The sequence below is a fragment of the Fictibacillus nanhaiensis genome (genome assembly GCF_042686385.1).
In the GTDB taxonomy this organism is placed as follows: domain Bacteria; phylum Bacillota; class Bacilli; order Bacillales; family Fictibacillaceae; genus Fictibacillus; species Fictibacillus nanhaiensis.
Genome location: NZ_JBHUPF010000006.1, coordinates 941,905 through 966,700 on the forward strand (window position 1 = coordinate 941,905; position 24,796 = coordinate 966,700).

Annotated in this window: 28 protein-coding genes; 20 read left to right on the forward strand and 8 right to left on the reverse strand. The window is 39.7% G+C overall.

Annotated features, from left to right (window positions below; all coding sequences use genetic code 11):
* Positions 1-2 precede the first annotated feature (2 nt).
* The 8 genes from ACFS5O_RS08300 to argF all read left to right on the forward strand — a co-directional run bounded on the left by ACFS5O_RS08300 (position 3) and on the right by argF (position 10,273).
* Complete coding sequence (locus ACFS5O_RS08300) at positions 3-779, forward strand: SDR family oxidoreductase (RefSeq protein ID WP_205727200.1); 777 nt, start codon at positions 3-5, stop codon at positions 777-779.
* Positions 780-915: 136 nt separating this feature from the next.
* Positions 916-1,950: an N-acetyl-gamma-glutamyl-phosphate reductase gene (gene argC, locus ACFS5O_RS08305; protein WP_205727199.1), complete on the forward strand. Its 1,035-nt coding sequence runs from the start codon at positions 916-918 to the stop codon at positions 1,948-1,950.
* Positions 1,951-1,968: 18 nt separating this feature from the next.
* Entirely contained in the window at positions 1,969-3,195 is a 1,227-nt protein-coding gene (gene argJ / locus ACFS5O_RS08310; protein ID WP_205727198.1) for a bifunctional ornithine acetyltransferase/N-acetylglutamate synthase, read from the forward strand.
* A 15-nt stretch (positions 3,196-3,210) separates the two neighbouring features.
* Entirely contained in the window at positions 3,211-3,954 is a 744-nt protein-coding gene (gene argB, locus ACFS5O_RS08315) for an acetylglutamate kinase (protein ID WP_205727197.1), read from the forward strand.
* Positions 3,951-5,105: an acetylornithine transaminase gene (argD, locus tag ACFS5O_RS08320; RefSeq protein ID WP_205727196.1), complete on the forward strand. Its 1,155-nt coding sequence runs from the start codon at positions 3,951-3,953 to the stop codon at positions 5,103-5,105. Before argB ends, argD begins: the two co-directional genes overlap by 4 nt.
* A gap of 83 nt (positions 5,106-5,188) precedes the next feature.
* Positions 5,189-6,241, forward strand: coding sequence for a carbamoyl phosphate synthase small subunit (locus ACFS5O_RS08325; RefSeq protein ID WP_205727195.1), 1,053 nt, complete (start codon positions 5,189-5,191; stop codon positions 6,239-6,241).
* Positions 6,234-9,326 (forward strand): carbamoyl-phosphate synthase (glutamine-hydrolyzing) large subunit, encoded by a 3,093-nt coding sequence (carB, locus tag ACFS5O_RS08330; protein WP_205727194.1) that lies wholly within the window; start codon positions 6,234-6,236, stop codon positions 9,324-9,326. Before ACFS5O_RS08325 ends, carB begins: the two co-directional genes overlap by 8 nt.
* The gene (argF, locus tag ACFS5O_RS08335; RefSeq protein WP_205727193.1) at positions 9,326-10,273 is read left to right on the forward strand and encodes an ornithine carbamoyltransferase; all 948 of its coding nucleotides are present in this window, start codon (positions 9,326-9,328) and stop codon (positions 10,271-10,273) included. The genes carB and argF overlap by 1 nt, the downstream gene beginning before the upstream one ends.
* Positions 10,274-10,526: 253 nt before the next feature.
* Here the strand turns inward: argF and ACFS5O_RS08340 are convergent, their stop codons facing one another.
* Positions 10,527-10,772 (reverse strand): NifU family protein, encoded by a 246-nt coding sequence (locus ACFS5O_RS08340; protein ID WP_066238880.1) that lies wholly within the window; start codon positions 10,770-10,772, stop codon positions 10,527-10,529.
* Between the two features lie 158 nt (positions 10,773-10,930).
* On the opposite strand from ACFS5O_RS08340, the gene ACFS5O_RS08345 reads away from it, so the two are divergent.
* Both ACFS5O_RS08345 and ACFS5O_RS08350 read left to right on the forward strand, forming a co-directional pair.
* Positions 10,931-11,254 carry a YuzD family protein gene (locus ACFS5O_RS08345; RefSeq protein WP_205727192.1) on the forward strand — a complete coding sequence of 108 codons (324 nt, stop codon included), beginning with the start codon at positions 10,931-10,933 and terminating at the stop codon, positions 11,252-11,254.
* A gap of 87 nt (positions 11,255-11,341) precedes the next feature.
* Positions 11,342-11,650 (forward strand): LSM domain-containing protein, encoded by a 309-nt coding sequence (locus ACFS5O_RS08350; protein WP_205727191.1) that lies wholly within the window; start codon positions 11,342-11,344, stop codon positions 11,648-11,650.
* A gap of 40 nt (positions 11,651-11,690) precedes the next feature.
* On the opposite strand, the gene ACFS5O_RS08355 is transcribed toward ACFS5O_RS08350, so the two are convergent.
* Complete coding sequence (locus ACFS5O_RS08355) at positions 11,691-12,755, reverse strand: NAD(P)/FAD-dependent oxidoreductase (protein WP_205727190.1); 1,065 nt, start codon at positions 12,753-12,755, stop codon at positions 11,691-11,693.
* Between the two features lie 239 nt (positions 12,756-12,994).
* Here ACFS5O_RS08355 and ACFS5O_RS08360 point away from each other — a divergent pair, with 239 nt between their 5' ends.
* Together ACFS5O_RS08360 and ACFS5O_RS08365 are read left to right on the forward strand one after the other, a co-directional pair.
* The gene (locus ACFS5O_RS08360) at positions 12,995-13,231 is read left to right on the forward strand and encodes a YuzB family protein (RefSeq protein WP_066397251.1); all 237 of its coding nucleotides are present in this window, start codon (positions 12,995-12,997) and stop codon (positions 13,229-13,231) included.
* Positions 13,232-13,439: 208 nt separating this feature from the next.
* Complete coding sequence (locus ACFS5O_RS08365) at positions 13,440-14,654, forward strand: NupC/NupG family nucleoside CNT transporter (protein WP_205727189.1); 1,215 nt, start codon at positions 13,440-13,442, stop codon at positions 14,652-14,654.
* Positions 14,655-15,003: 349 nt separating this feature from the next.
* On the opposite strand, the gene ACFS5O_RS08370 is transcribed toward ACFS5O_RS08365, so the two are convergent.
* Positions 15,004-15,582, reverse strand: coding sequence for an ECF transporter S component (locus tag ACFS5O_RS08370; protein ID WP_318300267.1), 579 nt, complete (start codon positions 15,580-15,582; stop codon positions 15,004-15,006).
* Between the two features lie 561 nt (positions 15,583-16,143).
* On the opposite strand from ACFS5O_RS08370, the gene ACFS5O_RS08375 reads away from it, so the two are divergent.
* Entirely contained in the window at positions 16,144-16,386 is a 243-nt protein-coding gene (locus ACFS5O_RS08375) for a hypothetical protein (protein WP_066397245.1), read from the forward strand.
* 17 nt (positions 16,387-16,403) lie between these two features.
* Positions 16,404-17,270 (forward strand): diaminopimelate epimerase, encoded by an 867-nt coding sequence (gene dapF, locus ACFS5O_RS08380; protein WP_205727188.1) that lies wholly within the window; start codon positions 16,404-16,406, stop codon positions 17,268-17,270.
* A 53-nt stretch (positions 17,271-17,323) separates the two neighbouring features.
* Here the strand turns inward: dapF and ACFS5O_RS08385 are convergent, their stop codons facing one another.
* The gene (locus tag ACFS5O_RS08385; RefSeq protein WP_205727187.1) at positions 17,324-17,704 is read right to left on the reverse strand and encodes a winged helix-turn-helix transcriptional regulator; all 381 of its coding nucleotides are present in this window, start codon (positions 17,702-17,704) and stop codon (positions 17,324-17,326) included.
* Between the two features lie 147 nt (positions 17,705-17,851).
* On the opposite strand from ACFS5O_RS08385, the gene ACFS5O_RS08390 reads away from it, so the two are divergent.
* Positions 17,852-18,526, forward strand: coding sequence for an NAD(P)H-dependent oxidoreductase (locus ACFS5O_RS08390; RefSeq protein WP_205727186.1), 675 nt, complete (start codon positions 17,852-17,854; stop codon positions 18,524-18,526).
* A gap of 39 nt (positions 18,527-18,565) precedes the next feature.
* On the opposite strand, the gene mqnE is transcribed toward ACFS5O_RS08390, so the two are convergent.
* The gene (gene mqnE, locus ACFS5O_RS08395; protein ID WP_205727185.1) at positions 18,566-19,663 is read right to left on the reverse strand and encodes an aminofutalosine synthase MqnE; all 1,098 of its coding nucleotides are present in this window, start codon (positions 19,661-19,663) and stop codon (positions 18,566-18,568) included.
* 312 nt (positions 19,664-19,975) lie between these two features.
* Here mqnE and ACFS5O_RS08400 point away from each other — a divergent pair, with 312 nt between their 5' ends.
* Positions 19,976-20,155 carry an aspartyl-phosphate phosphatase Spo0E family protein gene (locus ACFS5O_RS08400; protein ID WP_205727184.1) on the forward strand — a complete coding sequence of 60 codons (180 nt, stop codon included), beginning with the start codon at positions 19,976-19,978 and terminating at the stop codon, positions 20,153-20,155.
* Between the two features lie 78 nt (positions 20,156-20,233).
* On the forward strand, positions 20,234-20,590 hold the full coding sequence (locus tag ACFS5O_RS08405; protein WP_144703288.1) for a HesB/IscA family protein: 357 nt from the start codon (positions 20,234-20,236) through the stop codon (positions 20,588-20,590).
* Positions 20,591-20,643: 53 nt separating this feature from the next.
* Here the strand turns inward: ACFS5O_RS08405 and ACFS5O_RS08410 are convergent, their stop codons facing one another.
* The 3 genes from ACFS5O_RS08410 to ACFS5O_RS08420 all read right to left on the reverse strand — a co-directional run bounded on the left by ACFS5O_RS08410 (position 20,644) and on the right by ACFS5O_RS08420 (position 22,178).
* On the reverse strand, positions 20,644-20,805 hold the full coding sequence (locus ACFS5O_RS08410; RefSeq protein WP_205727183.1) for a hypothetical protein: 162 nt from the start codon (positions 20,803-20,805) through the stop codon (positions 20,644-20,646).
* Between the two features lie 139 nt (positions 20,806-20,944).
* Positions 20,945-21,118, reverse strand: coding sequence for a hypothetical protein (locus ACFS5O_RS08415; protein ID WP_205727182.1), 174 nt, complete (start codon positions 21,116-21,118; stop codon positions 20,945-20,947).
* An 82-nt stretch (positions 21,119-21,200) separates the two neighbouring features.
* Positions 21,201-22,178, reverse strand: coding sequence for an NAD(P)/FAD-dependent oxidoreductase (locus tag ACFS5O_RS08420; protein ID WP_205727181.1), 978 nt, complete (start codon positions 22,176-22,178; stop codon positions 21,201-21,203).
* 374 nt (positions 22,179-22,552) lie between these two features.
* On the opposite strand from ACFS5O_RS08420, the gene ACFS5O_RS08425 reads away from it, so the two are divergent.
* From ACFS5O_RS08425 to ACFS5O_RS08435, 3 genes are all read left to right on the forward strand, one after another.
* Complete coding sequence (locus ACFS5O_RS08425; RefSeq protein WP_066397232.1) at positions 22,553-23,752, forward strand: NAD(P)/FAD-dependent oxidoreductase; 1,200 nt, start codon at positions 22,553-22,555, stop codon at positions 23,750-23,752.
* 182 nt (positions 23,753-23,934) lie between these two features.
* Positions 23,935-24,417, forward strand: a complete 483-nt coding sequence (locus tag ACFS5O_RS08430; protein WP_205727180.1) for an NUDIX hydrolase — start codon at positions 23,935-23,937, stop codon at positions 24,415-24,417.
* A gap of 224 nt (positions 24,418-24,641) precedes the next feature.
* Positions 24,642-24,773, forward strand: coding sequence for a YuiA family protein (locus ACFS5O_RS08435; RefSeq protein ID WP_171005383.1), 132 nt, complete (start codon positions 24,642-24,644; stop codon positions 24,771-24,773).
* Positions 24,774-24,796: the final 23 nt, after the last annotated feature.

Genomic DNA, 24,796 nt, shown 5'->3' on the forward strand with positions numbered 1-24,796 from the left:
AGATGTATCGTTCTCTAGAAGGAAGAACAGCCATCGTTACGGGAGCTAGCCGTTTAAACGGAATTGGCGCAGCTGTTTGTGTTGAACTTGCAAACAGGGGAGCTAACGTCTTTTTTACATCATGGGGTAATTATGACACGACGATGCATACAGGTGATCATACAAATGATCCAGAGCAGCTTGTAGAGAAATTGAAAAATCTCGGAGTTCAATCCAAGTATGAAGAAATTGATCTTAGTGTTTCAAAACATATTCCAAAACTTTTAGAAAAAGTTGAAAGGGAATTCGGTATACCGACTATACTTGTAAACAATGCCTGTATGTCACAGAATCACAGCTGGGAAGATACAACAAGTGAGATTTTAGATGCTCATTATGCAATCAACATTCGGGCAACGACTCTTTTGAGTATAGAATTTTCCAAACGTTTTATAGGGGACAGAGGAAGCATCGTTCATCTAACTTCTGGCCAGTCGAAAGGTCCGATGCTAGGTGAATTAGCTTACGCTGCTACTAAAGGAGCTGTTGATGCGTTAACCCTATCGTTAGCTGCTGAAATCGGATATAAAGGAATTACTGTTAATGCAGTGAACCCTGGCCCTACTGATACAGGCTGGATCAATCCAGAATTAGAAAAAATTCTTCTGCCGAAGTTCCCTGGTGGAAGGATTGGAAAGCCAGAAGATGCGGCAAGGTTAGTCGCATTTTTAACAACACCAGAAGCAGAGTGGATAACTGGACAGATCATCCATTCAGAAGGTGGATTTTTAAGACAATAAAAAATGGTTAAGACTGACTTTTCGTATACCCGAAGAGTCAGTTTTTTTATTAAAATTAAATTATTTATAAATATACTATTGAATTAATTTTTATACAGTCCTATAATGAACCATAACTTATTTAAGGAGTGACGTAATGAGAGCAGGAATTATTGGTGTGACCGGATATGGCGGTATGGAACTCTTCCGGCTGCTATCTGCACATACAGAGATAACCGAAGTTGTTCTCTATTCATCCTCTAAAGCGGGTATTGAGCTTTCAGAAGAAATTCAGCATCTGTATCACGTTCATGATCAGAAGCTAAGATCACTGAAACAACTATCCAGTGATGGATTAGATATCGTGTTTTCCTCCGCACCAAGTGGCGTTTCATCAGAGTTTCTTCCTTCGCTCGTCGATGAGAACTTAAAGATTATTGATCTAGCAGGAGACTTTCGAATAAAAGATGCTGATACCTATCGAGCGTGGTATAAAAAAGAGCCTCCTCCACAATCACTCGTGAATCAGGCGGTATACGGATTAACAGAATGGAAGAGAGAAGAGGTGCAGAAAGGAAAACTGATCGCGAACCCAGGATGTTATCCCACTGCAGCTCTTATTGGTATTCTCCCATTATTAAAAGAAAAAGCGATCCATCCATCTTCACTCGTCATTGATGCAAAGAGCGGGATTTCTGGAGCGGGTGCTACGCCAAGCAAAGGAACGCATTTTTCACAAGTGAATGACAGCCTCGGTATATACAAGATCAATCAACATCAGCACATCCCAGAGATCGAGCAAAGTATTCAGTTCTGTGCAGATGTTGATACGAAAATTACATTTAATACTCATCTTGTCCCGATGACTAGGGGCATCATGACTACGATGTATGCAGAGCTCACAGATTCAGTTACCCCTCGCTCTGTAAAAGAAATCTTTGAATCTTATTACGACAGTGAATACTTCGTCAGAGTTCATAGGGAAAAAGCCAACCTATTTACAAAGCAAGTTTACGGATCCAATTTTTGTGATGTTACGTTTGCTGTTGATGAGCGAACGAACCGAATCACGGTGATCTCTTGTATAGACAATCTATTAAAAGGAGCGGCAGGTCAAGCGGTTCAAAATATGAATGTGATGTTCGGAATGGAAGAAACGAAGGGATTAAAGTCTTCGCCAATGTTCCCATAACTAAAGGAGGCAGGATAGATGCAGGCAACAAAAGCGGTTATTCAAAAGATAACAGGGATTAATATCGCGACACCAAAAGGGTTTTACGCAAGTGGGCTTCATTGTGGTGTAAAGCATAAAAAGCTCGACTTAGGATTGTTGTATAGTATTACACCGGCGAACGCGGCAGGTGTTTATACAACGAACCAAGTACAGGCAGCTCCGCTAAAAGTTACGCAAAATAGCATCTCTCAAGAGGGGAAGCTTCAAGCGATTATCGTGAACTCTGGTAATGCAAATGCTTGTACAGGAAAAAAAGGCTTGAAAGATGCTGAGCACATGCAGATCCAGACCGCCGAAAAGCTGGATATTCCCCCGCACTATGTCGGAGTTGCCTCCACAGGGGTAATCGGTGAACATCTCCCGATGGATAAAATTTCAGCTGGTATTGAAAGCTTAGTCCTAGATTCTGAGTTGAAGGGCTCGATCGACTTTTCTCAATCCATCTTGACGACAGATACCGTTTCCAAGAACACAGCTTACTCGCTAAAAATTAATAATAAGAACATTACGATTGCAGGTACAGCAAAAGGATCAGGGATGATTCACCCTAATATGGCTACGATGCTAGGCTTTATCACGACAGATGCAGCTGTGCAGCAAGATGATCTTCGCGATGCTTTGTCTTTTGCCGTAGAACGAACGTTCAATTGTATTACCGTTGATGGAGATACATCTACAAACGACATGGTACTCATGCTCGCAAACGGCATGGGTGAGAATGAAGAGCTAAACAAAGACCATCCTGATTGGCAACTATTCTTAGAAGCTCTCATACTCGTTTGTGAAGATTTAGGCAAACTTATCGCAAAGGATGGCGAAGGTGCGAGCAAGCTGATCGAGGTCGGTGTAAATGGTGCTGCCTCGGATAAAGAGGCGAGAATCATAGCCAAAACCATAGTGGGTTCTCCTTTAGTGAAGACTGCTGTATTTGGTTGCGATGCGAACTGGGGCAGAATTCTTGCTGCAGCTGGATACAGTGGCGTTTCATTTAATCCAGAGGCTGTAAAAATAAAAATCGGTGAACATGAAGTTGTAGCAGATGGAGAGCCGGTTCTATTTTCAGAGGAAAAAATTCGTAACTACTTAAAAAGTCATGAGATTCATATCTCGGTAGATCTATCAGAAGGTCTAGGAAGTGGAAGAGCGTGGGGATGCGACCTTACGTATGATTATGTTCAGATTAATGCAAGTTATCGTACCTAAGAGGAGGCGGATTTTGTGTTTCATGTTGTAAAAATCGGTGGGAGTACGTTAGCTAACTTACAGTCTGCTTTTTTTGATGTTCTTAAAAACAGGATTCAACAAGGCGAAAAGATCGTAATCGTTCATGGAGGCGGGCCAGAGATTAATAAGAAACTAATAGAATCTGGGTTGCCGTTGGAAATGAAGAATGGTGTACGCGTAACAAGCCAAGAATCACTATCCTGTGTAAAAACAGTCTTGATGGACATTACCAACACTAAACTTGTAGAGAGATTGAATAGAGAAGGGATAGCAGCTCAAGGACTTTCTGGGGCAGAGGATTTCATGCTCTCTTGTGATTTTTTAGATAAAGAGAATTATGGATGGGTTGGAAATGTACAGAAAGTAAATACAAAGACCATTCAAAACGTGTTAGAAGCTGGCAAGATTCCAGTCATAGCATCATTAGGTGTAACAGAGAACGGTGAAACGGTGAATATTAACGCAGACACAGCGGCAGGAGAAACAGCAGCTGCACTATCTGCCGAATCGATCTGTTTTGTTACAGATACACCTGGTGTTTCAGTGCTTGGAGAGTGGATGAAATGCTTGACGATCTCAGACATTCTTAAAAGTATCCTTGAAGGACACATAAGCGGTGGAATGGTTCCAAAAGTTGAAGCGGCTATAAAATGTCTGGATCTAAACATCAAGCAAGTACGAATTACCGACCAAACTCTGTCAGGTACGGAATTGCTTAAGGAGGTACTGATCACGTGAGTGCACTTTTTCCAACTTACAAAAGAAAACAAATACGACTTCAAAAAGGCAACGGAACTTATGTGTATGACCAAAACAATAAGAAATACTTAGATTTCACGAGCGGAATAGCTGTAACAAGTCTAGGACATTGTCATCCTGAAGTGGTTGCAGCGCTTCAAAAACAGAGCGAGTGCATCTGGCATACTTCCAATCTTTTTGAAATCCAACAGCAAGAACTGCTTGCTGAAACACTTGTAAAGAATACGGATATGGATCTAGCGTTCTTTTGCAATAGTGGGGCTGAAGCGAATGAAGCTGCGATCAAGCTTGCTAAAAAATTCACAAGAAAAAATAAGATCATCACGTTTAATGACTCGTTTCACGGGCGAACATTCGGCTCTATGTCGGCAACGGGGCAACAGAAGATTAAAGATGGGTTTGGCCCGCTCGTATCAACATTCCTACATCTGCCTTGGAACGATATCTCGCAATTAGAGAAACACACAGACAGCGAAACAGCAGCGATCATGATGGAAGTCATCCAAGGAGAAGGCGGAATCAAGATTGCTGACATAAATTTTTATAAGAAAGTACAAGAAATCTGTAAGAAGTACGATATTCTACTGATCATAGATGAAGTTCAAACGGGTATCGGCAGAACGGGTAAAAGATATGCATATGAACACTTCGGATTAGACCCAGATATCGTTACTCTTGCAAAAGGATTAGGAAATGGTTTTCCGATTGGAGCGATGCTAGGGAAAAGAAAACTAGCTGAAGCTTTCGGACCAGGGAGTCATGGCACGACGTTTGGGGGTAATCCTCTCGCATGTGCAGTCAGCCAAAGCGTTCTAAATATTATCTTTCAAGATGAATTTTTAAAAGAGGTTGAGAGAAAAGGAAAGAACTTTAAAGAACAATTAGAGTGCCACTTATTAAACTATCCTTCAGTAAGTGAGATAAGAGGAGCGGGATTACTGATAGGAATTGTGTGTGATCATGCAGGAGAAATCATAGTGAGCTTAGAGAACGAAGGCTTATTAACCGTCCCAGCAGGCGAGGGTGTTATTCGGTTATTACCTCCGTTAAATGTTACGGATGAAGAGTTAAGATCAGCATTAAACAAGATCCTGGCTGTTTTTCACAACACCTATGTAACAGTGACCTAGAAGAAATAATCGATATTTTTTTTGCTTATAAATGAATAAAAATACATCAAAATATATGTTTTATACAAGGGGTGGCATTCTTCATGAAAGGCTGTATAACGCTATCTAACGGTCACATATTTGAAGGTGATTGGATTAGTGATAACCATTTTGGTTCAGGTGAAATTGTATTTTATACAGGAATGACGGGGTACGAGCAAGTTTTGACTGATCCTTCCTACCAAGGACAGATCGTCGTGTTTTCTTATCCTTTTATCGGAAACTATGGATTTAATTCAGAGAATATGGAATCCACAAAGTTTCAAGTAGCGGGTGTAGTGATGGCAGAGTGCTTTGGATTTGCTGCAACAAATGAACGCCAATCAATCGTTGACTGGCTAAACGTCTATCAAATCCCTGCTTTAACCAATGTAGATACGAGATCTCTTATTCAACAAATTCGAATACAAGGATCTCTACCTGCCGTGATGCATGTACCAGACTTCAAGGCAGATTCTTTTTATTTAGATCAATATTGGCCAGCGACATCATTCAAAAAGACCGGTTCAGGAGACACGCATATTGTATTGATCGATTTTGGATATAAAAAGTCCATCGCTGATGCTCTTGTTAACGAGGGCTGCAGCGTAACGATTGTTCCGTTTGATACAGAGATGGCCGATATCGAAAAACTAAATCCGGATGGTCTTGTTTTTTCAAACGGTTCTGGAGATCCTATGAGATTCTCTAACTATTTTCATCGTTACAAAAATCTAGCGATGCGCTATCCCACATTAGGAATCTGTCTTGGTCATCAGATTCTTGCATTAGCGTTCGGCGGTGAGACGCGAAAGTTAAAATTTGGTCACCGAGGTGCAAATCAGCCAGTTATGAACTTGAAGACAGGAAAAGTATCGATGAGTTCACAAAATCACAGCTATGTTGTTCAAAAAGAGAGTTTAGCACAAACAGGATTCCATATATGGTTTGAAAATGTGAACGATGGAAGTGTTGAAGGGCTGTGGCATCGTTCATTCAATGTTACAAGTGTACAATTCCACCCTGAAGCAGCGCCCGGTCCAAAGGAACATCAAGAAATCTTTAGAAATTTCATTAAGGGTGTACAACATACAGAGAAGGTGAGAAGTTATGCCTAAACAAGAAGACATCAAGAAGGTGCTCGTGATTGGCTCAGGTCCGATCGTGATCGGGCAGGCAGCAGAATTTGATTATTCGGGAACACAAGCATGTAAAGCGTTAAAGGAAGAAGGAATAGAGGTAGTCTTGATCAACAACAATCCGGCTACGATCATGACAGATAACACGTTTGCAGACGTTATCTACTTTGAACCTTTAACGGCAGAATATGCTGAGCGTATTATTCAAAAAGAAAAACCTGACGGACTACTAGCAACCGTTGGCGGTCAAACAGGTCTTAACTTGGCGATGGACCTTCATGAGAAAGGAATCTTTAAGAAGCACGATGTTAGGCTTCTAGGTACAGATATTAAGTCGATACAAAAAGCAGAAGACCGAGACCTGTTTCGATCATTGATGAAGCATCTCGGAGAGCCTGTACCAGAAAGTGAGATTGTTACTTCAATAGATGAAGCTCTCCATTTTGCCGAAGAAACAGGTTACCCCGTGATTGTTAGACCTGCATATACGCTTGGAGGATTTGGGGGAGGAATTGCTTCAACGAAGGAAAAACTGATGACTTTGGTCAAACAAGGTCTATCCGCAAGTCCGATCAATCAATGTTTAATCGAAAAAAGTATTGCAGGCTACAAAGAGGTTGAGTATGAAGTGATGCGTGATAAGAACGGAACTTGTATCACGGTTTGTAACATGGAAAACGTTGACCCTGTTGGTATTCATACAGGTGATTCTGTAGTAGTAGCTCCTAGCCAGACGTTAACAGATGAAGCGTATCAATCATTAAGAAAAGCGTCATTAACCATCATTTCTGCACTTGAAATCGTGGGAGGATGTAATATACAGTTTGCGCTTCATCCAGACAACTCACAATATTATTTGATCGAAGTGAATCCGCGTGTGAGTAGGTCATCTGCTTTAGCATCAAAAGCAACTGGATACCCGATCGCAAAGATTGCTGCCAAACTTGCCTTAGGCTATAACCTGCATGAATTGAAAAATCCAGTAACCGGAACGACCTTTGCGAGTTTCGAACCAGCTTTAGATTATGTAGCTGTAAAAATGCCAAGATGGCCGTTCGATAAGTTTCCTCATGCTGACCGAAAACTAGGAACTCAGATGAAGGCAACTGGCGAAGTGATGGCGTTAGAGAGAAACATGGCTTCTGCTTTTCAAAAGGCAATCCGTTCACTTGAGCTAAAAACAAACGGCATATATTTAAAAGAACTTTCTGCTCTAGATGAGGATACACTTATAGAACTTTTAGTTTCAGCAGATGACCGACGCTTTTTCGTTGTAATGGAACTTTTGCGAAGAGGTGTATCTTCAGAAAGAATTCATGAATGGACTAAAATCACACCTTACTTTTTATCCATTTTTCAAGGTATGGTTTCTATTGATCAAACACTACAAAAAACGAGCCTGCATCAAGTAGAAAAAGAGATACTTCAGTTGGCGAAAAAGCATGGTTTTACAGATCGATATTTATCAGAGATCTGGTCTGTTTCAGAAATAGAGGTACGTCATAAAAGAGTAGAATGGGACATTACCCCGACGTATAAGATGGTGGATACGTGCGCAGCAGAGTTTGAAGCAAAAACAACTTATTTTTATTCCAGTTGGAGTGGGAAAAGCGATAGAATTCCTGATACGAAGAAGAAGGTTGCCGTTATCGGGTCCGGTCCCATTCGAATCGGGCAAGGTGTTGAATTTGATTATTGCTGTGTGCACAGTGCAATCGCTCTTCGTGCATGTGGATATGAAGCGATCTTGATCAATAACAATCCTGAGACGGTAAGCACGGATTATGAAGTATCTGACTCTCTATATTTTGAACCTCTCACTTTTGAAGATATACATCATGTTTTGGAGTTCGAAGGTATTTCAGAAGTCATTCTTCAATTTGGTGGTCAAACATCTATCAATTTGGCTAAAGAGTTAGAAGGTGCAGGGTATTCTGTTCTCGGAAGTCCGGCAGATACTGTAGACCAAATGGAAGACAGAGAGCGTTTTTATCAATTTTTAGAATCATTAAGTATCCCTAAAGTTCCTGGATTCTCGGCACTTAATGAAAAAGAAGTGAAACAGTATGCAGACGAACTAGGGTTTCCTATCCTTCTACGTCCTTCATACGTCATTGGTGGAAGTGGGATGAAGGTGATTTATTCTGATAGCGAACTGACCAATTATTTGAATCATGAACAAATAAATTATCCCGTTTTAATCGATACATTCTTAGAAGGAACAGAAGCGGAAGTAGATATTCTAAGTGATGGTACGGATGTATTCGTTCCTGGTATTTTTGAACATTTAGAGGGGACTGGTGTTCATTCAGGAGACAGTCTGACTGTTACACCGCCGCAATCTTTATCCAATCATGTTATTGATCAAATAAACGCTTACTCTGAAAAAATCGCACGCAACATAAAGTATAAAGGATTGTTTAACGTTCAGTTCGCCATAAAGAATGAAAAGGTATATGTGATCGAAGTGAATCCAAGAGCCTCTCGAACAGCACCGATCATGAGTAAGATTACGAACGTAAACCTTGTCCAGAAGGCAACACAATTGCTTCTTGGACACTCATTAAAATCGTTGAACCTAGAAAATGAGCATAACGGCCAACCTAAAGTTACCGTGAAAGCACCTGTTTTCTCCACCATTAAACTGCCAGGAGTCACCCCGGTGTTAAGTCCGATGATGCTTTCAACCGGAGAAGTAATAGGAAATGATGTAGATTTTAATGAAGCTCTCGTTAAAGCTCTGAAAGGATCTAGTCTTCAATTGGCAGATTTATGGAATGTGCACGGAACCATTTTTGCTGAAGGAACTCTCGCTGAAGCTGCTTCAAAAGGCTGGGAGGAGCTTGGGTATTCTGTCCTTACAGCAAATGATTTGACATTTGATGAGTGGATAAAAACAGATAACAAAGCGGTATATATAAACTTTTCAAATGATAGCGATTGCCAGAATGCTAAACGTGCCGTTCTAGAAAGAGTTCATGTGCTTACTAGAAAAGAAACAGCTAACGCATATTTAGATGCTATACGCACATCGAATAAAATGAGAAAGGAAGTGCTGATCTGATGTCTATCGTACACCCTCTTCGCCAAACGGAAACTCAGAAAGATTTCCTAACGCTGATGGATTATTCTACATCTGAAATTATCGATTTATTGAATCTTGCAAAAGACTTAAAAAAACAAGGACCATCTACGCCACCTTTGTTAAAAGGAAAGATATTAGGGATGATCTTCGAGAAATCCTCGACGCGTACTCGCGTTTCGTTCGAGGCTGCTATGCTGCAGCTCGGCGGTCATGCTATCCATCTGTCGACTCGTGATATTCAGATGGGCAGAGGAGAATCAATATCAGATACAGCGAAAGTTTTGTCCGGTTATCTAGATGCGCTGATGATCCGCACGTTTCATCAATCCACGGTTGAAGAGCTTGCAGAGAGCGGATCGATTCCTGTAATCAACGGACTTACGGACGATTTTCATCCGTGCCAGGTACTAGCAGATCTTCTTACGATCCTAGAATTCAAAGGATCATTCAAAGGGAAGAAGCTGGCGTATATCGGTGACGGAAATAATGTAGCGCATTCTTTGATGATCGGCGCTGCAAAAGTAGGAATGGATTGCACCATTATTTGTCCTAAGAACTACGAACCAAAGGAAAAGATTGTTTCTTATGCAAAAGAAGTTGCAAAACAACACGGATCTGTTGTCGAGGTAACTCATGATCCGATTGAAGGTGTTAAAAATAGCGATGTGATTTACACAGATGTTTGGGCGAGCATGGGGCAAGAAGCTGAGGCAGAGGTGCGTCTCGAACATTTCAAAGGTTATCAAGTGAATCAAGAGCTTGTTTCACATGCGAAGAGTGATTATATCTTTATGCACTGTTTGCCTGCGCATCGAGAGGAAGAAGTGAAGGCGGAGATAATTGATGGTCCTCATTCAGTTGTTTTTCACGAGGCCGAGAACCGTCTTCACGCACAAAAAGCATTGCTTGTTCGTTTGATGTGTTAGAAGGCTAACATGAAATACATGCATAGCTCCTTGTTTTTATTTTTTTCTTCTTTGAATTGTTGGTTGCAGTGTAAGGTGGGAGACTCCTGCGGGACAGGTGGGAAGGTGAGACACTTAAGAGTGAAACGAACGAATGTGGCTCACCGCCTGCCCCGCGGAAAGCGAGCACCTGAAAAGGAAACCAACAGCTTTGAGCTTACAATAAACATCAAAAAAAGAAGCCGCTCTAGATTGAGCGGCTTCTTGCGTTTTATTAAAATACTTGTTCTAATTCAACAACACCAGGAACTTCTTCAAGAAGTGCACGTTCGATACCTGCTTTTAGTGTGATTGTTGAACTTGGGCAGCTACCACATGCTCCCATAAGGCGTACTTTTACTACACCTTCTTCAATATCCACTAATTCCACGTCTCCTCCATCACGAAGAAGGAACGGGCGTAATTTATCAAGAACTTCTTCAACTTGTTCACGCATCTCTAAGTTTTGAGTTTCAGCCATAATAATCAAGGCTCCTTTCTTAAAAAGAACTTACTCTTAGTATACGGGATATGGAATAAAAAATCCATGAGCAAGCATCATGATATTTGCTCCTTTTTCTTTTATGAGAAATAAGGTATGATGAAAGCAAATAAGCGCATACATTGAGGTGATTCTTCATGAGTAACTCATTTAGTATTAAAGTATATGGAGCGGAACAAAAATGTGCCAGCTGTGTTCATCTTCCTTCAGCAAAAGAAACAGCTGAATGGCTAGAAGCAGCAATCTCAAGAAAGTTTCCGAACTTATTGTTTAATGTTCTTTATATAGACATGGAAAGAACGGAAAATGAGATCGATCACGCATTTTCAAAAAGAATTGTAGAAGAGGACCTTTTTTATCCTGTCGTTGTGATTGATGGGGAAGTAGTAGCAGAAGGTAATCCGAACTTAAAAACGATTTATGCAATTATAGAACAGAATGGTTTCGGCGCTGTAAGTTAAGCGCCTATTTTTTTTATTTTGGGTTTGTACACACGCCTTGTACTTCTCTTAAGAATAAGATGTATGGAGAAAAGGAGGCAAATTGTATTGTTGAACCCTTTAAAAGGTAAAAGTCATAAAGATGAGTCGTCCTCATTTGCTGGACATCATCACCATCATTTCCATGATCTTTGTCTCGCGTACATGGGGCAGAAGGTTACGATCGAAATGAATGATGGAAATGTATATCACGGTCAATTGCATAGCTATGATCAAGATAATATGTATATGATCATGCCAGGCGAGAAAGCTGATCGAAATAGCCGTATCATTTTTGTAGGGCCATTCTTCCCAGGCTTCGGTGTGTTTGGTTTCCCATTTTACCGCATTCGTCGATTCCGTCCTTATTATTGGTAAAATACGGAAAAAGACCCATGCATTTTGCATGGGTCTTTTCTTATACTTGATATTTATATAACCAAAGAATACCTGATTTTAATAAACGCGGAACTCTGCCAATAAGTGCTGTACTTCCCATCGTACCAAATCCGCTCTTCTTACCGAGAGAACCCATAACGCCTTTTAGTTTGATTTCGTTCATCTCAGGAAGAGGCTGCTCGTTCCAACGAGCGAGGAGGACTTGTGCGATCTGTTCTGCCTGTTCCTCTGCTAATTGAGCACTTGGTGCATATGGGAGACTCGCGCAATCTCCAACAACATAGACATTTTCTTCCGTTGGAAGGTGATGATGTTCAGCAAGAACAACACGTCCTTGACTATCTTTTTCTACATCCAAATCACGAACGATTCGGCTTGGCTGTATACCTGCTGTCCAAACGATGGCATCACATTCTACTTTTTCATCGTGATTATAAAGAGCGCCTTCTTCAACTTTTGTAACATTAGAGTTATTGATCACTTCAACGCCGTGTTCAACAAACCAGTTTTGTACATAATTGCTTAGTCTCTTCTTATAAGCGGACAGAATCATATCCCCACGGTCAAAGAGTTTAATGGCAAGGTCCGGACGACTCTCACGAAGTTCAGAGGCTAACTCTACACCAGATAGACCAGCACCTACTACTGCAACAACTGCATTAGCATGCAAGTTGTTTAGAATTTGATACGTTTGACGAGATTTATCAATGGTCTGGATGCTGAGCGTAAATTGGTCAGCGCCGGGAATATTATGATATTTATCTTCGCAACCTAGGCCAATAACTAAGTCATCATATGCGACCGCATCTTGGTCTTTTAATAGAACTTTCTTTTCTTTTACATCAATTGCTGTAACTTCGCCGTATTTAATATTCAGGCGAGGGTGGTCTGGAAAAGTTACACGAACATGATGATCAGATATAGTTCCTGCAGCAAGTGCATAATATTCGGTCTTTAAACAATGGTAAGGTACACGATCAATAAGCGTAAGCTGAATGTTTTCAGGGAGGTCTGAGGAATTAAGAAGTCTCTTTAGCACACGCATATTTCCATATCCTCCGCCAAGTAAAACGAGGTGTTTCATTTGTCATTTCCCCTTTTCTTTCAAGACAATTCTTATCTGTTTTTAAAATGCTTTTATATAAGTAAATAACCTTAACTTGAAATAAGTAAACGATTACACGTTTTTGACATGTTTAAGTATAGCACTTTGCAACAATTTCACAACTCTTTTATGGAAAAAACACAAGGAAGAATGAGTGTTTACATTGACTACAACAGTAGAAACCGTTAGGATGGATTCATTAAGAGGTGAAGAATTTAATGAGACCGATTATAGAGTTTTGTGTAAGTAATTTAGCAAGTGGTGCACAAAAGGCGCTCGAAGAACTTGAAAAAGACTACGATCTTGATGTCATTGAGTATGGTTGTCTGGGCTATTGTGGACACTGTGCCAAATCGATGTTTGCTCTCGTAAACGGCGATATTGTTCATGGAGAAACATCAGATGAACTTGTTAAAAATATTTACACTCATATAGAAGAAAACGGAATGTTTTAAAAGCAGCTATTCGAAAAATGGATAGCTGCTTTTTTTCATGGATACACACAAACGGATTGGGAAAAATATCTAGCATATAATTTTTAGAAAAACGATTGCTTTTTTGTCGAAATTTGTTACATTAGAAAAGGGTCAGTCATTGGATGTCTGACAACTAACGTGCTAATGGTAAGCGTTTTCTTCCAAATTACAAAAGGGGTGTACGAATATGCAAATTTTATGGGGATTAGGTGGAATGCTCGTTCTTCTTGTAATCGCATTCTTACTTTCTCAAAATAAGAAAGCGATTAACTGGAGAACAGTAATTGGTGCTCTAGCAATTCAAGTTGCTTTTGCATTAATCGTTCTTAAATGGGATGCCGGAAAGCAAGCATTGCAAGGCGTTTCACAAAAAGTTTCAAACGTTGTTGCTTACGCAAACGAAGGGATTACTTTCTTGTTTGGAAGTATGATTCCTGCAGAAGGTAAAGGATTTATCTTTGCGTTTCAAGTATTAACCGTTATCATTTTCTTCTCTTCTCTAATCTCAGTTCTTTACTATCTAGGAATCATGCAATGGGTGGTAAGAATTTTAGGGGGAGCTTTATCTAAACTTTTAAAAACAAGTAAAGCAGAATCAATGAGTGCTACTGCCAACATTTTCTTAGGTCAAACAGAAGCACCTCTCGTTATTCGTCCTTATATGAACCGTCTTACTCAATCTGAACTATTTGCTGTCATGGTAGGTGGACTAGCATCTGTAGCAGGTTCTGTATTGATTGGTTATTATCTATTAGGTGTACCACTTGAATACCTAATCGCAGCAAGCTTTATGTGTGCTCCGGCAGGACTTGCGATCGCTAAGATCATTGTTCCTGAAACAGAAGAACCGGAAACAATGGGTGAGATCAAATTAGAGCGTGACAAAGATACAGTAAACGTAATCGACGCTGCAGCAAAAGGTGCTGGAGATGGACTTCAAATCGCGCTAAACGTTGGGGCAATGTTACTTGCTTTCATCGCACTTATCGCTCTAGTAAACGGTATCCTTGGCGGAATCGGTGGCTGGTTCGGTTATGAGATCACACTTCAACAAATTCTAGGTTATCTTTTTGCTCCTATCGCGTTCATCATCGGTGTTCCTTGGGAAGAAGCAGTTAAAGCGGGTACGTTTATCGGTCAAAAGATCGTATTGAACGAGTTCGTTGCTTACTCTTCATTCGCACCTCAAATTCCAGACTTAATGCCGAAAACGGTAGCGGTTGTAAGTTTCGCACTTTGTGGTTTCGCAAACCTTTCTTCAATCGCAATCCTTTTAGGTGGTCTTGGAGCAATGGCACCTAGCCGTCGTCCAGACATCGCAAGACTTGGAATGCGCGCTGTAATCGCAGCAACAATTGCAAACCTACTAAGTGGTGCAATTGCAGGAATGTTCATTCTATAAGAATGGTTTAAAAGGGGATGCTCAAGCGTATGCTTGAGCATCTTTTTTTGTTAGCGTGATTCCTTAGCGGATAGTGAGCTATGAAATTCACTAACATATATCTGGAACATGGTCCCTGAATAATACCAGCTAGGGTATCTCCATCTATAATTAAGTCTAAACACACAAAATTAAGTCGAAATAAGAGCTAATTAAGTCGTAACGGCGCCCGATTAAGTCTAAATTTTAAAATAAAGGCCATTCGCCAAATATCGACAACAAATCTGCTCTTTAAACAAGCTAGATACCCCTACAGCAGCGGGACAATAAAAAACCGCAGTGGGAATCATCCCCCTGCGGTTTTATCTATTTAAGCCTGCTGAGCGATCTGTTTCATCACCCAAGGCTGCATTCGGTTGTATAATGCTACGAACAACAGTGTAATAATCGTACCTTTTATTAAGTTAAATGGTGTTATACCTTTTAAGATAAGATCAAGCATCATCTGGCTAGACATCGGATCTGCGCCAAGGAACCACGTATAAGCTGGTAAAATGATGAGATAGTTAAGCAGCCCCATCATAAATGTCATTAAAACCGTTCCCAAAATCAAGCCCACTGAAAGACGTTTAACAGAATTCTTTTTGCGGAATAAGTAGGATACTGGAAGAATGAAAAGAATACCGGCCACGAAGTTTGCTAATTGACCTACTGGTACGCCTGTAAAGCTTCCTACTATACCGTAGTGTAGAACATTTTTTATGGCTTCTACCATAACTCCTGCTGCTGGTCCAAAAATGATTGCAGCTAGTAGTGCAGGTACCTCACTAAAATCAATCTTTAGAAATGGAGGTAACCCAGGGAACGGAAAGTCGAGCATCATCAGCACATAAGCAATCGTACTGAGCATCGATACCGCTACCATTTGTTTAATCTTTCCCTTTTGCATTGAAATCTCTCCTCTTTTGTGTTGCGCCATCTCATGATTTCGAATGCAGCACAGCCTGCTTCACACAAAAAATCCTTAGTCAGTTAATGAGACTAAGGGAGTTTGTAAGTATGATAAACAGCATGTAAAAGATGCACAGATAAACGGCATGCTTAAACAAAGGGTTCTATTTAAAAATTGAACCGCTGTACCTACATCTTCTCCCATCCAGACTATACTGTCGGCTCTGGAATTACACCAGATCAGCAAAGAGTTACATCGATGCGATGTCTAGCCTCAATCAACCAGACACTCGAGGTCACTTACCTCTAGCCCTAAGACACAAAAAGCGTGTCTTTGGTCAAGAGTTAAGTGCTGGTCGTGTCTAAACGGTTGTTTCGGCTTTTCTAAGCTCACGGGCTGATGAAGAGGGAATCTTCAAATACCGCCGGTCGGGAATTTCACCCTGCCCCGAAGATGGATCGCTATTGTATTTTGTTACTTCACCCATTATACTTTAAAAAATGTAAGTTGTGAACGAATATGCAACAACCATACCTTCCAAATAGAGGATGAACTGATATGAAGTTAACATTTGAATATACATGGCCTTATGAAAGAATGATGAAAGATATTTATATTTCGGAGTGTCCGTTCTGCCAACAAGACAATGTTTTAACTTCCTTTAAAGAAGAACAATTAAATCTTGCTCAAGAGGGAATTAAACAGATACTCATCATGCCTTGTTGTCACGGCAAGTTAACCATACTAAATGCCGACGATGATTATTTTTATACGGATGAAAAATTGAGAGGTCAATCATAAGGAGTCATGTTAAAGCGATGGATACGTTGAAATTCACAAAAATGCATGGATTAGGTAATAATTACATCTATATAAACATGTTTGAAGAGACGATTGATGAAGCTGAGCTGGCGAAGTTAGCAGTGGATATCTCAAATCCTTACACAGGCATCGGATCAGATGGAATGATTCTGATCTGCCCAAGCGAATCAGCTCCGGTAAAGATGCGAATCTTTAATAATGATGGTTCTGAAGCAAAAAATTGTGGAAATGGACTTCGTTGTGTAGCCAAATATGCATACGAAAACGACATTGTAAAAGAAACTGAATTTCAGATTGAAACACTCGGTGGATTAGTAACTGCAAAAGTAAAAACTGAAAACAACAATAAAGTATCACTAGTCACGGTTAATATGGGGAAACCCATCCTTCAACCTCAACAAATTCCTGTCATTGGATTTAACCACCTCCAACAAGTGGTGAATGAGGATGTCTCATTCAACGATACACCATTAAAACTAACTGCTGTATCAATGGGTAATCCGCATGCAGTATTCTTTGTGGATAACATTGAGGATGCACCTCTGCATTCGTTAGGGCCAATCATCGAAAAAGATCCAATGTTTCCTGATTGGGTAAATGCTGAGTTTGTTGAACTTGTGTCAAAAAGTGAAATGCACTTTAGGGTTTGGGAGAGAGGATCAGGAATTACTCAAGCTTGTGGTACAGGAGCTTGTGCAGCAGCTGTAGCGGCCGTTCTAAATAACAGAGCGGCAAGAAATACAGACATTACTGTGCATTTAGCAGGAGGAGATCTTATCATCAATTGGAAGGATAATGGAGATGTTTGGATGACCGGTCCAGCGGAAATAATCTGTACGGGTGAATATCATACTAATAGATAAACGGTCAGACGTTTAGCATGGGACAAAAAAGAAAGCAGAGATGCTTTCTTTTTTTAATCCTTAACTTCAGCTTGCTCACGATGTTGAACGATTTTCTCCGTATGTTCGATTCCCCAGTGAAGCATGGACTTTATAATAGGGATTAGTGTTTCACCAAACGAAGTTAGAGAATATTCCACTTTCGGAGGGACTTGTTTATAAACTTCTCGATGAATGATTCCATCACGCTCTAATTCTCGCAACTGTAGAGTAAGCATTCGCTGTGTGATTCCAGGAACAAGACGTTTTAGTTCATTAAAACGTATCTCTCCGTCGATCAGATGATACAAAATTACGCTTTTCCACTTACCTCCGATAATATCAAGAGTCGCTTCGACTGGACATGAATAGCCGTGAGACTGCCAATTGGAAAGGTCGAATTGCTGATTATTCATAGAAATACTCCTTTAGTATAAAAAATGATACTATGACACAAAAATGTGCGTACTTTTCATTTTTGTTATTACTTTTATAATATAGCGTGTAGGGTGACAAAACAACTTAATTACATTTAAAAATATTGAAGGGGCGATAAAATCATCATGAATAAAGAAGCTAAAAAACAAGAGATACTAAGCGCATTTCAGTTCAGACATGCAACAAAGGAATTTGATCCAGAGAAAAAGATTTCAGATGAAGACTTTGCATTTATTTTAGAAACAGGGCGTCTTTCACCGAGTTCATTTGGCTTTGAGCCTTGGCGTTTTGTTGTCATTCAAGATCAAGCGTTGCGCGAACAGTTGAAACCCGTTTCTTGGGGTGCACAAAAGCAATTACCGACAGCTAGTCACTATGTCGTGATGCTTGCACGTACTGCAGAAGATATGATTTATGATTCAGAATACATTGAGCATATGATGACAGAAGTGAAGAAACTTCCGAAAGAAGCGTATGAAGCGATCAGCGGGTTCTATAAGACGTTTTTAGAATCGGACTTTAAGCTTCTTGGAAACGATCGTGCAATGTTCGATTGGGCGGCTAAACAAGTCTATATTGCACTAGGAAATATGATGACAGCGGCTGCGCAGATTGGAATTGATTCTTGCCCGATTGAAGGGTTTGATCAAGAGAAAGTTCAGGCTATTTTAGAAAAAGAAGGAGTACTTGAAGGCGGAAACTTTGAGGTAGCTGTAATGGTAGGATTCGGCTATCGCGTTAATGAACCCCGTCCAAAAGTTCGCCAGGATCTTAATGATGTTGTGAAATGGATTAAATAATCAGAAATAAAAAAGTGGAGGCACAATCGCCTCCACTTTTTAATATTTTTGGATGATGTTATAGAATGTATCGCGTTCTACAGGAACTTTGTTAGCTGTTTTGATCAAGTGTACGAGTTCTTTACGTGTGATACCTGATGATGTTAAGGCTCCAACAGCGTGAGAAATTCTTTCCTCGATCAACGTTCCATGGATGTCACTAGAACCGAACGTTAATGCCATCTGAGTTAACTGAACGCCAATATTGATCCAATAGGCTTTGATGTGGTCAAAGTTATCAAGCATCAGTCTGCTGATTGCGATGGTTCTCATATCATCAAAAGCCGAAGTTCTTCTTATTAGCCCCATGGATTGTGTACGAGGCTGCATAGCTAGTGGGATAAATACCATAAAGCCGTTCGTTGAATCTTGAAGTTGGCGCAAACGGTCCATATGAATGAGACGTTCTTCTTTTGTCTCTATAGATCCATACAACATGGTTGCATGTGTTTTTAAACCAAGACCATGAGCGATTTCATGTGCCTCTAACCACTGATCAGTAGATGCTTTGTCTGGGCTCATCTTTAAACGGTAGCGTTCTGTAAGAATCTCAGCACCACCACCTGGCATCGTATCTAGACCAGCTTTAATGAGTTCTTCAAGTACTTCTTTCATTGAAAGTCCAGCAATTCTAGAGAAGAACTCGATTTCAGCACCTGTATAGGCTTTAATCGTAACTTGAGGATAATGTTTCTTTAACGTACGAATCGTATCAAGATAATAATCAAATGGCACTTCATGATTATGCCCACCGACGATATGGAACTCTCGAATATTATCGTTCCATCGTTTTTCAACATAACTCAACAACTGCTCATCGTTCATCGTATAAGCGCCTTCTTCACCAGGCTTACGCTTAAATCCACAGAAACTACAAGTAGCTTCACAAACGTTTGTCGGATTGATATACAAGTTTTCAATGAAATAAACGTTGTCGCCGTTCTTACGGTTGTTTACCTCATTTGCTAAAGAAGCGACGCTCAAAAGATCATTCGTCTCATATAGGTATAACCCGTCTTCAATAGAAAGACGCTCTCCGTGTTTAACCTTTTCGGCGATTGCCTCCATACGCGTGTCTAGCGTTAATATATTTGCCATTTCTAATCCCCCTAATTTTTCAAATGAAATGTTCGGATGATGTACACATTTTTTTAAGAGATAGGCATAAAGCGACACTCTCTCTTTACCAAATTTATACGAATACTTATGTATCATAAGACTTCAATACATGTCTTAATTGCATAATCATTATAATCCTATTCAAACTTTACGACAAGGGAAGCTGCTTTTTACAGGTAGCTTGTATGTAAAAAGTTTTGATTTTTTACTATGGACTCGTTGTCTAATAAATAGAAAAAATGTAAAATAAAAGGAACGAATATGTTGAAAACGAAGAGTGGAGTGACAAAAATGAGAGCCACAATACCAGCCACTAGACTTGAAAAGATCGAACAATTAGAGGCATTGCGTAATAAAATGATAAAGGCTGCGAACGCGTTAGGTCTGCAGCATCCAATGGTTTTAAATTATAGTAGAAAAATTGATGAGGCTCATAATAAGATTATGGAGATGCAGCAAAAAGATAATTAATGTAAAGCCGATTCCTTGAGGGCTTATATAAGAGTCGTTATACTATAGATATAGATCCTTATTAGAGGAGTGATCACGATGATCGTTGAGATAACAGAAAGTGCAGCGAGTAGGATCAAAGAAATGCTTGCTGATGAAGAAGATCAAAATCAATTTCTACGTGTAGCGGTTAAAGGCGGCGGATGTACAGGTCTTTCTTATGGTATGGGTTTTGATAGTGATAAAAGTGATTCAGACCAAGAAGAGATCATTGAAGGAATCCGAGTAGTAGTAGATGAAGAAAGTGCGAAAGTTCTAAAAGGAACGGTCGTCGACTTTAAACAGAACATGATGGGTGGAGGATTTACGATTACGAATCCGAATGCTATTGCATCATGTGGCTGTGGATCATCATTCCGTACAGCGACAAACGCTGGTACACCAGAAGAGTGTTAAAACTAAAGAAAAAGCTCCTGCCTTCAGAATAAGAGGTAGGAGCTTTTTTTGTGTTAAAGAATATTAAAGATAAACAATACGCCAAGGATATCTGATAAGACAGCAGCACCAATAAGTAAATATTTCTTCTGTTTATGTTGCTCTCTTAAACCAATTGGCATTAGAAAGGTACCCAGTATAAAGAAAACAATACCTAGTATTAAGTTAGTCTCCATTATGTAAATCTCCTTAACTAAAAAAGGATAAAAGAAAACCCGGCGCGCCAACACCGGGTAAAAATTCATATCAGTCAGCGGCACTTGTCCGCCTCACAAACAATCATAACAGATAGGACGTTTGCTATCCATAAGCAATTTATTCCACCGTGTATTTTTCTAGGTCTTCCATTAATTCTGTTAAACGTGGAAGTTCTCTTTTCGTATCTTCTAGAAAGGATTCGTCTGTGATATGTAACTGATTGATGATCTTTTGAATCTCTTGAAGGCAGTCAGCGACATGCATTTCTTCTTCAGTAAACTGTCTGTTCACTTCTACTTTCTCCTTTTAAACAATAAGTACTTGATTAAAAAAATGAAAATGCGCAGGTGCTTTCCCCCGCGCAAACTTAAGTTTAGAATAAGCTTGTGCTATGCAAAGGCTGAGTCTTCGCGTTTGGATCGATATAAGATTTAGCATTGTTAATTGCTGTAGGCGCTTCTCCGAAACCTGAAGCGATCAATTTTACTTTGCCATCATACGTACATACATCACCAGCCGCATAAATTCCTTTAATATTAGTTTCCATTTTGGAATTCACTACGATTGAATTCTTTTGAATATCTAAGCCCCACGTTTTAATGGGACCGAGAGATGAGATGAAACCATAATTTACGACAACAGCGTCCACTTCAACCGTTTCTTTAACATCTCCATTTTCTAAAACAACTGCTGAGATCATATCCCCGTCACCGATCAGCTCTTTTATTTGATAAGGAGTTTTCACAGCAACTTTTGAATTCATTAACTGTTCAACACTATGTTCGTGAGCACGAAACTTATCACGTCTATGAGTTAATGTGATTTCTGGACAGATAGGTTCAAGCATCAATGACCAGTCTAGAGCAGAATCTCCTCCACCACAAACTAAGACGCGTTTTCCTGCAAATGCGTTCAAATCGTTTACGAAATAATGTAGGTTTTTACCTTCGTATTGTTGAGCGGTCGCTAGTTCTAAACGACGTGGTTGAAATGCACCTACGCCAGCAGTAATTAATACTGCTTTGCTGTAATGGACAGCTTTATCTGTTGTTAACTCGAAGATTTCTTCATTTTTATCCACGTTTTGAACCGACTCTTCTAACACGACGGTTGGGTTGAACTGCATTGCCTGTTCTTTAAGGCTATTAACGAGATCTTGAGCAAGAACTTTAGGAAATCCAGCAACATCATATATGTACTTTTCAGGATAAAGAGCAGATAACTGACCGCCAAGTTGAGGCATACTCTCAATAATCTTCACCTTCATCTGACGCATGCCACCATAGAATGCAGCAAACAAGCCTGAAGGTCCTCCACCAATAATCGTGATATCGTAAATTTCTTTTGTCATAACTTTCACCTCTTCTAGATTTATGACTGATGAACATGTAATATGTTCTGACCAGAACGTGCTAACTCTCATTTTACATTCTTGAAGGATGCCCAAAGTCCTCTTTTTGTTTTGTAGATTTTGACAATCTATTCAATGTTATGATAGGCATACTCCATTAGAAATTGAAACATCATCATAACGAAAAAGGGGTTGAAAAAACAAGAAAAAAGGAATAAGATGAGGGTGTATGGTTAAAAAATGTCGATATTTCGAACGTTTTTTGCATTTATTTATATCTTATTACGTGAAATATATCACAATCTATTCCTTTCCATCATATTTAATGATTGAAAAGGTCAAACTAAAAAAAATGAGAACTGGAAGTGAATGAAATGAGTAAGCCAAAAATTTTAATATTAGGCGGCGGCTACGGTGGAATCATGTCAGCTGTACGTTTACAAAAAGAGCTAGGTTCAGACGAAGCTGAAATCACGTTAGTTAACAAGCACAACTATCATTACCAAACAACGTGGCTTCATGAGAACGCAGCGGGAACTTTACATCATGACAAAACACGTATCATGATCGATAACATCATCGATATGAACAAAGTGAACTTTGTTCAAGATACAGTTAAAGAAATTAAAAAAGATGAAAAGCTTGTTATCCTAGATAATCAAGAATTAACATACGACTACTTAATTATTGCCCTTGGTTCTGACCCTGAAACGTTCGGTATCCAAGGTCTTAAAGAAAATGCGTTCAGCATTCGCAGCATCAACTCTGTTCGTAAGATTCGCGAGCATATCGACTATTCTTTTGCTCGTTACAATAACGAAGGACAACCTGATGAACTTATTACAATCGTAGTAGGTGGAGCTGGATTTACAGGAATTGAATTTGTTGGTGAACTAGCTGACCGTGTTCCTGAACTTTGCCGTGAATATGATATTCCTCGCGAAAAAGTTCGTATCGTTAATATTGAAGCTGCTCCAACAGTACTTCCAGGATTTGATGAAGAACTTGTTGAGTACGCGATCAATAACTTAGAACGTCGTGGCGTTGAATTCCTTGTAAGCACACCGATCAAAGAGTGTAATGAAGATGGAGTTATCCTTGCAAATGGTGAAGAGATCAAGGCTGCTACAATCGTTTGGACTGGTGGAGTACGTGGTAACCATCTAGTTGAAGAAGCTGGTTTCGAAACGATGCGCGGACGTGTTAAAGTAGACAAAGATCTTCGCATGCCTGGATTTGATTATATTTTTGTTGCAGGAGACTGTGCACTCATCATCGATGAGGAAGCAAACCGTCCATATCCTCCAACTGCTCAAATCGCTATTCAACAAGCTTACACAATCGGCCGTAACATCAAAGCATTGATGAACGGTGGAAAACTTGAAGAATTTAAGCCTGATATTAAAGGAACAGTTGCGTCCCTTGGTAAAGGTGAAGCAATCGGTAAAGTTGGGAACAAGAAATTATTTGGTGCTACGGCATCGGCAATGAAAAAAGTAATCGATAACCGCTACCTGTTCTTACTTGGTGGGGTACCGATGGTTATTAAAAAAGGTAAATTAAAACTGTTTTAATAGATAGTGGTAAACTAAGAGCAGAAGCGTCAAGCTTCTGTTCTTTTTTTATTTCTTGGCTGTTTTTATTGTTGCTGTTGATTGGAATGCTACAATCAACTTGCATCGAAGCGAGTAGAGTAAAGAACCATAGAGTAATCCTTCATAAAGTGCATAATACATGTGAAAGGGCGAGCGTGCGGATGACAAAAAAAGACAGAGGAAACGTTTGGCTTGCTGCGGCTGGCTTGTTGATCGATGAGTATGGAAGATGGCTAGTCGTGAAAAAAAACTACGGTGGACTGAAAGGGAAGTGGTCTATCCCAGCTGGCTTTGTAGATGCTGGAGAAACCGTGGACGAAGCTGCTGTAAGAGAAGTGTACGAAGAGACAGGAATCGTTGGAGAAGTAAGTACCATACTTGGTATCCGCTCGGGTGTTATTAGAGAAACAATCAGTGATAATATGGTTGTCTTCTTATTAAGAAAAAAGCGTGGAGATCTTTCACAGCATTCAAGTGAAATTGAAACTGCTGCGTTCATGACGCCTGAAGAACTGAGAGCTGATCCTGATACATCATTAATGATTCACTTTTTTTTAGATAATAAAGTGAAGTTCCTAGAAGATAACATTAATCCTGGAGATGTATTCGGCTATACGACTTATAAAATAATGGATTGTAGATAAAGAAGTATTATTAAAATATTGATCAGAGCTCTCAGAGAAGCTCTGATGATTATTTTTTTATAGACGTTTCAGTAAAAATGTACGAAATATTCTGATAATTAAAGAATATTGATGATGATGACGCTTACATCAGGATATTTCACTCTAAAATAGGTTTTTCAATCATACATTTCCTTGTTATTATTATCTGAAAATTTAAACAAAAAAAGAGGGAGTGTTACAACATGAGAAAACATGCGATTCAGAAAAAACATGATCAATGTCCATACTGTGAGGGGAAAGGTTATTTTCAGCTCTTGCTTGGAGGATCTGAAACGTGTGTAGAATGCTGCGGAAGCGGCAAAAAAAGAGCTTAATATTGTAACGCTCTCAAACACGA